Below are 9681 nucleotides of genomic sequence, written 5' to 3'. Positions count from 1 at the left end.
ATGAGCGGCGTGCGGTTCATCGGGTCCACCCCAGTGCTTCGAGACCGGGCAGCGACTTGCCCTCGAGGAACTCGAGGCTCGCCCCGCCACCGGTCGAGATGTGGCCGAACCGGTCGTCGGAGAACCCGAGCGACCGCACGGCGGCTGCGGAGTCGCCGCCACCGACGACGCCCAGGCCGTCGACCTCGGTCAGCGCCTGCGCGACGGTCTTGGTGCCGGCGGCGAATGCCGGGAACTCGAACACGCCCATCGGCCCGTTCCAGAACACCGTCTTCGACCCGGACACGGCCGAGGCGAACCGCTTCGCGGTCTCGGGGCCGATGTCGAGGCCGATGCCGTCCGCACCGAACGACGAGGACTCGATCGCGTCGGCCGCGACCGTCTCGTGGTCCGCGTCCGCCGCGAAGCCCGAGGCCACGACGACGTCGGTCGGCAGGTCGATCGTCACACCGAACTCGTCGGCCTTGGCCAGGTACGACCGCACGACGTCCAGCTGGTCCTGCTCGAGCAGGGACTTGGCGACGCCGTGCCCCTGTGCAGCGAGGAACGTGAACAACATGCCGCCGCCGATGCAGAGCGTGTCCACCTGCGGGAGCAGGTGGTCGATGACACCGAGCTTGTCGCTGACCTTCGACCCGCCGAGCACCACCGTGTAGGGGCGCTCCGGCGACGTCGTCAGCCGCTCGAGCACGCGGAGCTCGGTCTCGATGAGCTCACCGGCTGCCGAGGGCAGCGCGGAGGCGAGCTCGTAGACCGAGGCCTGCTTGCGGTGCACGACGCCGAAGCCGTCCGACACGAACGCGTCGGCCATGGCCGCGATCCGCTCGGCGAACGCCTTGCGCTCGGACGCGTCCTTCGAGGTCTCCTCCGGGTTGAAGCGGAGGTTCTCGAGCAGCAGGACGTCGCCGTCCTCCAGGTCCCCGGCGGCCTCGGTCGCGAGGTCGCCGACGGTCTCGTCGACGAACTCCACCGGCTTGCCCAGCAGCTCGGACATACGCTGGCCCACGGGGGCGAGCGAGTACTCCGGTTGCGGGGCACCGTCGGGGCGTCCGAGGTGCGAGATCACGATCACGCGGGCACCCGCGGTGATGAGGGTGTTCAGCGTGCCGAGCGACGCCCGCACGCGGCCGTCGTCGGTGATCGCGCCGTCCTTGAGCGGGACGTTGAGGTCACACCGGACGACGACGCGCTTGCCGGCGAGGTCGCCGAGGTCGCCGAGGGTTCGGAGGGCCATGTGTTACAGACGCTCGCCGACGAACTCGGTGAGGTCGACGAGGCGGTTCGAGTAGCCCCACTCGTTGTCGTACCACGAGGTGATCTTGACGAGCCCGCCGATGACCTTGGTCAGGCCGGAGTCGTAGATCGAGGAGTGCGGGTCCGTGGTGATGTCGGTCGACACCAGCGGGTCCTCGCTGTACAGCAGGATGCCCTTGAGGGGCCCCTCTGCTGCTTCCTTGTACGCGGCGTTGATCTCGTCGACGGTGACCTCGGACTTGGTCTCGAGGGTCAGGTCGGTGATCGATCCGGTGGGCACGGGCACGCGGAGGGCGAAGCCGTCGAGCTTGCCGGCGAGCTCCGGCATGACCTGGCCGATGGCCTTGGCGGCACCGGTCGAGGTCGGGACGATGTTGAGTGCGGCGGCACGGGCACGACGCGGGTCCTTGTGCGGGCCGTCCTGCAGGTTCTGGTCGGCGGTGTAGGCGTGCACCGTCGTCATGAGGCCACGCTCGATGCCGAACTTGTCGTGGAACACCTTGGCGAGCGGCGCGAGGCTGTTCGTGGTGCACGAGGCGTTCGAGATGATGTGGTGGTTCGCCGCGTCGTAGGTGTCCTCGTTCACGCCGAGCACGATCGTGACGTCGTCACCGGTGGCCGGGGCGGAGATGATGACCTTCTTGGCGCCCGCGTCGATGTGCTTCTGCGCGTCGGCGGCCTTGGTGAAGAAGCCGGTCGACTCGATCACGATGTCGACGCCCAGCTCACCCCAGGGGAGGTTGGCGGGGTCGCGCTCCGCCAGGACCTTGATCGGCTTGCCGTCGACGACGATGCTGTCACCGTCGAGCTCGACGGAGACGCCGAGGCGACCCGTGACGGAGTCGAACTTCAGCAGGTTCGCGAGGGCCGCGTTGTCGGTGAGGTCGTTCACCGCCACGATCTCGAGGTCGCTGCCCTTGGCCAGAGCGGCCCGGAAGAAGTTGCGGCCGATGCGGCCGAAGCCGTTGATGCCGATCTTGACGGTCAATGGATCTCCTGGTGGGTGTGGAGCGCCCTGGGGGCGCTGCTTGTTCGGAGTCGCGGGCCTGCAACCGGCCCACGTGTGGTGGACGATACGCCCCGTAACGTCACCGAAACGAGCCTAGCAGTCAGTGCTTCAGCGCCCGTTCGTGTGACGTCCAGACCGCGGTCAGCCCTCGGCGCCCTCGAGCTCCTCGGGCACGCTCGCCTCGGTGCCCGGCACGTCGAGCTCGACGGCCCGCTTGTCCGCCATCGCGAGCAGGCGGCGGATCCGGCCGGCGATCGCGTCCTTGGTCATGGGCGGGTCGGCGTGCTGGCCGAGCTCGTCGAGCGAGGCGTCGCGGTGGGCCAGGCGGAGCGAGCCGGCGTACTGCAGGTGGTCCGGGACCTCGTCGCCGAGGATCTCGAGCGCACGCTCGACCCGGGCGCACGCGGCGACGGCGGCCTGGGCGGAGCGCCGGAGGTTCGCGTCGTCGAAGTTCACCAGGCGGTTGGCGGTGGCCCGGACCTCGCGGCGCTGGCGCATCTCCTCCCACTCGGCGGTGGTGCGTGCGGCGCCCATGGCGGTGAGCATCTGGCCGATCGCCTCGCCGTCGCGGATGACGACGCGGTGCACGCCGCGGACTTCGCGGCCCTTCGCGGCGATGCCGAGGCGGGAGGCGGCTCCGACCAGGGCCATCGCAGCCTCGTTGCCCGGGCACGTGACCTCGAGCGCCGCGGCACGACCCGGGTCGGTCAGGGTGCCGGCGGCCAGGAACGCGCCGCGCCAGATGGCGGCCAGGTCCTCGCGGTTGCCGGTGGTCAGGCGGTTCGGCAGGCCGCGCACCGGACGGCGACGAGCGTCCATCAGACCGGTCTGGCGCGCGAGGGTCTCCCCCGCCTCGAGCACCCGGACCAGGTAGCGCGTGCCACGACGTGCGGACGCGGCTCCGCCCACCGAGGCCTCGCTGCGGACGCCGTAGAGCTCGGCGAGGTCCTTGCGGACACGGTGCACGATGATCCGGGTGTCGACCTCGACCTCGACGGCGATCCGGCCCGAGATCACGTGCAGGCCACCCGCGAACCGCAGGATGGTCGCGAGTTCGGCGGCACGGACCGTGTTGCGGCCCACGACGACCCTGGCCAGTTCGTCCTTGACCTCGGCAGTCAACGGCACAGCATCATTCCTAACGTTTCTTGTGGTGGGGCTCGTCGGTCCCGGCGGCGCACCCGTGTGGAGCGGCCGGTGGGACGGTCACTCCCGGCCGAGATCTCGGTTCTTCACACGCACGGCGACGTTGGGCATCCCACGGAGGAGGCTCGCCAACTCGGCGACGATGGCGACCGAGCGGTGCTTGCCGCCGGTACAGCCGATGGCGATCGTAGCGTGTCTTTTGTTCTCGCGCTGGTACCCGTCGAGCACCGGCTCGAGTGCGGCGGCGTAGCGCTCGACGAACGTGCGGGACCCGGGCTGGGCGAGCACGTACTCGGAGACCGGCCTGTCGAGGCCGGTGTGGGGCCGCAGTTCCGGCACCCAGTAGGGGTTCGGGATGAACCGCACGTCGGCCACCATGTCGGCGTCGGCGGGCAGCCCGTACTTGAACCCGAAGCTCATGAGCGTCACCTGGACCCCGGTGAAGCGGTCCTCGGCGAACTTCTCGGTGACGGTGTTGGCGAGCTGGTGGATGTTGAGGTCCGACGTGTCGATGATGACGTCGGAGGCCTCGCGCAGCCCGAGCAGCCGGGTGCGCTCGCGGGCGATGCCGTCCAGCAGCGTGTCCTCGCCCTGCAACGGGTGCGGACGCCGGACCTGCTCGAACCGTCGCACCAGCACCTGGTCGGTCGCCTCGAGGAACAGCACGCGGACCCGCGCCGACGTCGACGACCGGAGTCGTTCGACCGCGTGCTCGGGGTCGGTGAAGTAGCGTCCGCCGCGCACGTCGACGACGGCGGCGAGCTTCGGGATCTTCTCCCCCGCCCGGTCGGCCAGGTCGGTGAGGGGGCCGAGCATCTGCGTCGGCAGGTTGTCGACGACGTACCAGTCCAGGTCCTCGAGCGCCTTGCCGACGGTCGACCGCCCTGCGCCGGACATCCCGGTGACGATCAGGACGTCGTGGTGCGCACTCGGTTCGGTGTCCGTCATCTGGCGATGTGCTCCGTCGTCGCGGCCCGGGCGCGTCGCTCGGGTGGTCCGGAGGCCCGCAGAGCGGGCCGATGGGTCGGGTGTGGTGCCGGGACCAGGGTACCGCCCGTCCGGGGGGTGCGGACTGGACGGCCTGGAGGCGCGCCCCGCGGTCACGACGGCAGCTGCGGACCGTGGCTGGTCACCTCGGGGACCCGCACCGGGCCTCCTGTCCGGCCGACGTCGTTCGCTGGCACGTCGTTCGCTGGCACGTCGCCCACCGGCTCGGCGTCCGTCGGACTGGCCGGCGGCGCGCTGGTCGGTGAGTCCCCCGTCGGCGTGCTGGTGGGCACGGTCTGCAGCTTGCGCACGACGGCGGCAGCCGTCGCCGGGCCGACGCCCGGGACCTCGCCGATCTCGTCGGCGGTGGCGGAGCGCAGCCGCGCGACCGACCCGAAGTGCTTCAGCAGGGCGCTGACGCGACTCGGACCGAGCCCCGGGATCTCGGACAGCTGTGTGCGCACGTCGCGCTTCCGGCGGCCGCGCTGGTGGGTGATCGCGAAGCGGTGGGCCTCGTCACGGATGCGCTGGATGAGGAACAGCGCCTCGGAGTTGCGGGGCAGGATCACCGGGAAGTCGTCGTCGGGCAGCCAGAGCTCCTCGAGCCGCTTGGCGATCCCGACGAGGGCGATGTCGGTGACCCCGGCTTCGTCCATCGCCCGCTTGGCCGCCGCCACCTGAGGCTGGCCGCCGTCGACGATGAGCAGCTGCGGACGGTACGCGAAGCGCTTGGTCGGCTTCTCGACCGCGACCACGCCGTCCGCGTTCTGGTCGGGCTGGTCCGGCAGCTCGGCGTCCTCGTCCAGGCGGGCCAGGCGCCGGGTGAGCACCTGGTGCATGCTGTCGGTGTCGTCGCGGGTCTCGGCGATCGAGTAGCGGCGGTACTGGTCCTTGCGGGGCAGCCCGTCCTCGAACACCACCATCGAGGCCACGACGTTCGTGCCCTGCAGGTGCGAGATGTCGTAGCACTCCATCCGGAGCGGGGCCTCGGTCATGCCGAGCGCTTCCTGGATGTCGGCGAGGGCCGCGGCACGGGTCGTGTAGTCGGCCGAGCGCTTGGTCTTGTAGAGCATGAGCGCCTGCTGGGCGTTCTGGGACGCCGTGCGGGCGAGACCGGCTCGGTCCCCGCGCTGCGCGGTGCTGAGCTTCGTGCCGCGACCACCGCGGCGTTCGCTGAGCCACTGCTGCAGGGCGTCGGCGTCCTCGGGCAGGGCGGGGACGACGACCTCGCGCGGGGGCTCGTCGTTCGTGGCGTAGTTGCCCTGCACGATCTGCTCGACGAGGTCGCCCGTCGAGATGTCGAGCTCCTTGTCGACCACCCAGCCACGGACACCACGGATGCGGCCGCCGCGGACGGAGAACAACTGCACGGCGGCGGCGAGCTCGTCCTCGGCGATGCCGAACAGGTCGAGGTCGACCGAGTCGCGCAGCACGACGGCGGACTTCTCGAGCACGGCCTCGAGCGCTTCGACCTGGTCGCGGTACTTCGCGGCCTGCTCGTACTGCATCGCGTCCGCCGAGGCGCCCATGCGCTGCCGGAGCTCGACGATGACGCGACGGTCGTAGCTGTTCATGAACCGCACGAACTCCTCGACCAGTGCGCGGTGCTCAGCGATCGTCACCTTCTGCGAGCACGGTCCGCCGCACTTGCCGATCTGGCCCGGGAAGCACGGCTTGCCGGTCTGCATCGCCCGCTTGTAGGACGAGTCCGAGCACGTGCGGATCGGGAACACCTTGATCATCAGGTCGATCGTGTCGTGCACGGCCCAGATCTTCGGGTACGGCCCGAAGTACTTCGCGCCCTTGATCTTGCGGTTGCGCGTCACCATCACCCGCGGCGCTTCGTCCCCGAGCGTGATCGCCATGTACGGGTACGACTTGTCGTCCCGGAACTTGACGTTGAACGGCGGGTCGAACTCCTTGATCCAGGTGTACTCGAGCTGGAGCGCTTCGATCTCGGAGCCGACCGTGGTCCACTCGACGCTCCGGGCGGTCAGCACCATGCGACGGGTGCGTTCGTGCAGCGTGGGCAACGGCGCGAAGTAGTTGCTCAGTCGGGCGCGGAGGTTCTTCGCCTTGCCGACGTAGAGCACCCGGCCGTTGCCGTCACGCCATCGGTAGACGCCCGGATCGGTCGGGATCTCCCCCGCCTTCGGACGCCACGGGACGGTGTCCGCCACCTACCGCGCACCTGCCTTCTGCTTCGACGTGCCGGCGAACTCGCCCGGCGTGGCCTGGCGTGCCCCCACGGAGCGCTGCTTGCCGACGCGGGCGTCCTGCGCGTCGAGGATCTCCCGCAGGAAGACCCCGGTGTGGCTCTCCGGGACGTCGGCCACGTGCTCCGGCGTGCCCGTCGCGAGGACCGTGCCGCCGCCCGAACCGCCCTCGGGGCCCATGTCGATGAGCCAGTCCGCGGACTTGATGACGTCGAGGTTGTGCTCGATCGTGATGACGGTGTTGCCCTTGTCGACCAGGCTCTGCAGCACGAGCAGCAGCTTCCGGACGTCCTCGAAGTGCAGACCCGTCGTGGGCTCGTCGAGCACGTAGACGGTCCGACCGTTCGAGCGACGCTGCAGCTCGGTCGCGAGCTTGACGCGCTGCGCCTCGCCGCCGGACAGGGTCGTCGCACTCTGTCCGAGGCGGACGTAGCCCAGGCCCACGTCGACCAGGGTCGCCATGTAGCGGTGGATCGCGGAGATCGGCTCGAAGAACTCGGCCGCCTCGGAGATGGGCATGTCGAGGACCTCGGAGATGTCCTTGCCCTTGTAGTGCACCTGCAGGGTCTCGCGGTTGTACCGCGCACCGCCGCAGACCTCGCACGCGACGTAGACGTCGGGCAGGAAGTTCATCTCGATCTTGATCGTGCCGTCACCCGAGCAGTTCTCGCAGCGGCCGCCCTTGACGTTGAAGCTGAACCGCCCGGGGAGGTACCCCCGGATCTTGGCCTCGGGGGTCTCGGCGAACAGCTGCCGGATCCGGTCGAACACGCCCGTGTAGGTCGCCGGGTTCGACCGCGGGGTGCGGCCGATGGGCGCCTGGTCGACGTGCACGACCTTGTCGAGCTGGTCCAGTCCCTTGACGCGGGTGTGCTTGCCGGCGATGTGGCGGGCACCGTTGAGCTGGTTGGCGAGCACCTTGTAGAGGATGTCGTTGACCAGCGTCGACTTGCCCGAGCCGCTGACACCGGTGACCGCGGTGAACACCCCGAGCGGGAAGTCGACGTCGACTTCCTTGAGGTTGTTCGCCCGTGCGCCCTGCACGCTGATGACGCGCTTCTTGTTGATCTTCCGGCGCTCGGACGGCATCTCGATCGCACGACGCCCGGCCAGGTAGTCACCGGTGATCGACTCGTGGTTCTCGATCATGTCGGCGTACGACCCGGAGTGCACGACCTTCCCGCCGTTCACGCCGGCGCCCGGGCCGATGTCGACGACCCAGTCCGCCGTGCGGATGGTGTCCTCGTCGTGCTCGACCACGATCAGCGTGTTGCCCAGGTTCTTGAGCTTGACCAGCGTGTCGATGAGCCGGCGGTTGTCGCGCTGGTGCAGTCCGATGCTCGGTTCGTCGAGGACGTAGAGCACGCCGGTCAGGCCGGAGCCGATCTGCGTCGCGAGACGGATGCGCTGCGCTTCGCCGCCCGAGAGCGAACCGGCACCACGGGACAGCGTCAGGTAGTTCAGCCCGACCTCGAGCAGGAACTCGAGGCGCGCGCGGATCTCCCGCAGCACCGCGGCCGCGATGTGTGCTTCGCGCTTGGTCAGCGTCAGGGTCTCCATGAACGCGTACGCGTCGTCGAGGCTGAGCTCGGTCACGTCGGCGATGCTGCGATCGGCGACGGTGACCGCCAGGACCTCGGGCTTCAGGCGCGTGCCGTCACACACCGGGCAGGGCACCTCGCGCAGGTAGCCCTGGAAGCGCTGGCGCTGCGAGTCCGACTCGGCCTCGGCGAACTTGCGCTCGATGTAGGGCATCACGCCTTCGAACCCGCTGGTGTAGCGCATCTCGCGCCCGAACCGGTTGCGCCACGAGACCGAGACCTCGAAGTCCTTGCCGGTCAGGATCGCTGCCTGCACGCTGGCGTCGAGCTGGTTCCACGGGGTGTCGAGCCGGAAGCCGAGCTCCTTGCCGAGGCCGGCGAGCAGCTTCTCGAAGTAGGAGTACAGCCCGCTGGTGCCGGTCCACGGCAGCAGCACGCCGTCGGCCAACGAGGCTTCGGGGTCGCCGAGCACCAGGTCCGGGTCGACGGACATGCGGGTGCCGAGGCCGGAGCACTCCGGGCAGGCGCCGAACGGGGCGTTGAACGAGAACGTGCGCGGCTCGATCTCGGTGAGCGCGAGCGGGTGGTTGTTCGGGCAGGACAGGTTCTCGGAGTAGGTGCGGACGGCGCCCGGTCCCTCGTGGTCGACCAGGTCGATCGCGACGGTGCCGTTCGTCAGGCGCAGCGCGGTCTCGAGCGAGTCGGTCAGGCGACCCAGGATGTCGTCACTGGCCACCAGTCGGTCGACGATCACCGAGATGTCGTGCTTGACCTGCTTCTTGAGCGTGGGCGGGCTGCTGAGCTGGATCCGCTCCCCGTCGACGATCGCACGCGAGTACCCCGACGCCGCGAGCTCTTGGAAGAGGTCGACGAACTCGCCCTTCTTCTTCGACACGACGGGCGCCAGGACCTGGAACCGGGTGCCGGTCTCCTGCGTCATGAGCTGGTCCGCGATCTGCTGGACGCTCTGCTTGCTGACGACTTCTCCGCAGATCGGGCAGTGCGGGATCCCGATGCGCGCCCAGAGCAGACGCATGTAGTCGTAGACCTCGGTGATCGTGCCGACCGTGGACCGCGGGTTGCGGTTCGTCGACTTCTGGTCGATCGACACCGCAGGCGAGAGCCCCTCGATGAAGTCGACGTCCGGACGGTCGACCTGCCCGAGGAACTGCCGGGCATAGGCCGAGAGCGACTCGACGTAGCGGCGCTGACCCTCGGCGAAGATGGTGTCGAACGCCAGGGACGACTTGCCCGAACCGGACAACCCCGTGAAGACGACCAGGGAGTCCCGTGGGATCTCGAGGTCGACGTCGCGGAGGTTGTGCACGCGCGCGCCGCGGACGCTGAGCGTCGACGTGTCGTGCGGGGCCGTCCCCCCGGGGAGGTGCAGGTCGGCGGGCTCGAGGTCGGTGCGGTCGTCGTCCGTCCGGTCGACATCGGCAGCGCCACCGAAGGCGTTGCGTCCGGACGTGACAGGGCCGCGGTCAGAGGTGATGGTCATCACCCACGAGTCTACGAACCGATGCCG

At 69.6% G+C, this 9681-nt stretch carries 6 protein-coding genes; all 6 read right to left on the bottom strand.

The features are described from left to right. Nucleotides 1-16: 16 nt before the first annotated feature. Complete coding sequence (gene pgk, locus BIU90_RS13515) at nucleotides 17-1234, bottom strand: phosphoglycerate kinase (protein ID WP_071300712.1); 1218 nt, start codon at nucleotides 1232-1234, stop codon at nucleotides 17-19. Nucleotides 1235-1237: 3 nt separating this feature from the next. After that, nucleotides 1238-2242: a type I glyceraldehyde-3-phosphate dehydrogenase gene (gene gap / locus BIU90_RS13510; RefSeq protein ID WP_071300711.1), complete on the bottom strand. Its 1005-nt coding sequence runs from the start codon at nucleotides 2240-2242 to the stop codon at nucleotides 1238-1240. 162 nt (nucleotides 2243-2404) lie between these two features. After that, entirely contained in the window at nucleotides 2405-3391 is a 987-nt protein-coding gene (gene whiA / locus BIU90_RS13505; protein WP_071300710.1) for a DNA-binding protein WhiA, read from the bottom strand. Between the two features lie 78 nt (nucleotides 3392-3469). Next, nucleotides 3470-4357 (bottom strand): RNase adapter RapZ, encoded by an 888-nt coding sequence (gene rapZ, locus BIU90_RS13500; protein ID WP_071300709.1) that lies wholly within the window; start codon nucleotides 4355-4357, stop codon nucleotides 3470-3472. Nucleotides 4358-4509: 152 nt separating this feature from the next. Continuing rightward, nucleotides 4510-6576, bottom strand: a complete 2067-nt coding sequence (uvrC, locus tag BIU90_RS13495; RefSeq protein ID WP_071300708.1) for an excinuclease ABC subunit UvrC — start codon at nucleotides 6574-6576, stop codon at nucleotides 4510-4512. Beyond that, nucleotides 6577-9654: an excinuclease ABC subunit UvrA gene (gene uvrA / locus BIU90_RS13490; protein ID WP_139195276.1), complete on the bottom strand. Its 3078-nt coding sequence runs from the start codon at nucleotides 9652-9654 to the stop codon at nucleotides 6577-6579. Nucleotides 9655-9681 lie beyond the last annotated feature (27 nt).

This window comes from Curtobacterium sp. MCBA15_001, assembly GCF_001864835.1.
GTDB lineage: Bacteria > Actinomycetota > Actinomycetes > Actinomycetales > Microbacteriaceae > Curtobacterium.
The sequence above is the reverse complement of the archived record's forward strand: the minus strand, read 5'-3'. Positions and strand labels throughout refer to the sequence as shown.

What these genes read in the sequence shown, in the direction of transcription:
- uvrA (WP_139195276.1), bottom strand. Translation starts at nt 9,654, where the DNA reads ATGACCATCACCTCTGACCGCGGCCCTGTCACGTCCGGACGCAACGCC.
- rapZ (WP_071300709.1), bottom strand. Translation starts at nt 4,357, where the DNA reads ATGACGGACACCGAACCGAGTGCGCACCACGACGTCCTGATCGTCACC.
- pgk (WP_071300712.1), bottom strand. Translation starts at nt 1,234, where the DNA reads ATGGCCCTCCGAACCCTCGGCGACCTCGGCGACCTCGCCGGCAAGCGC.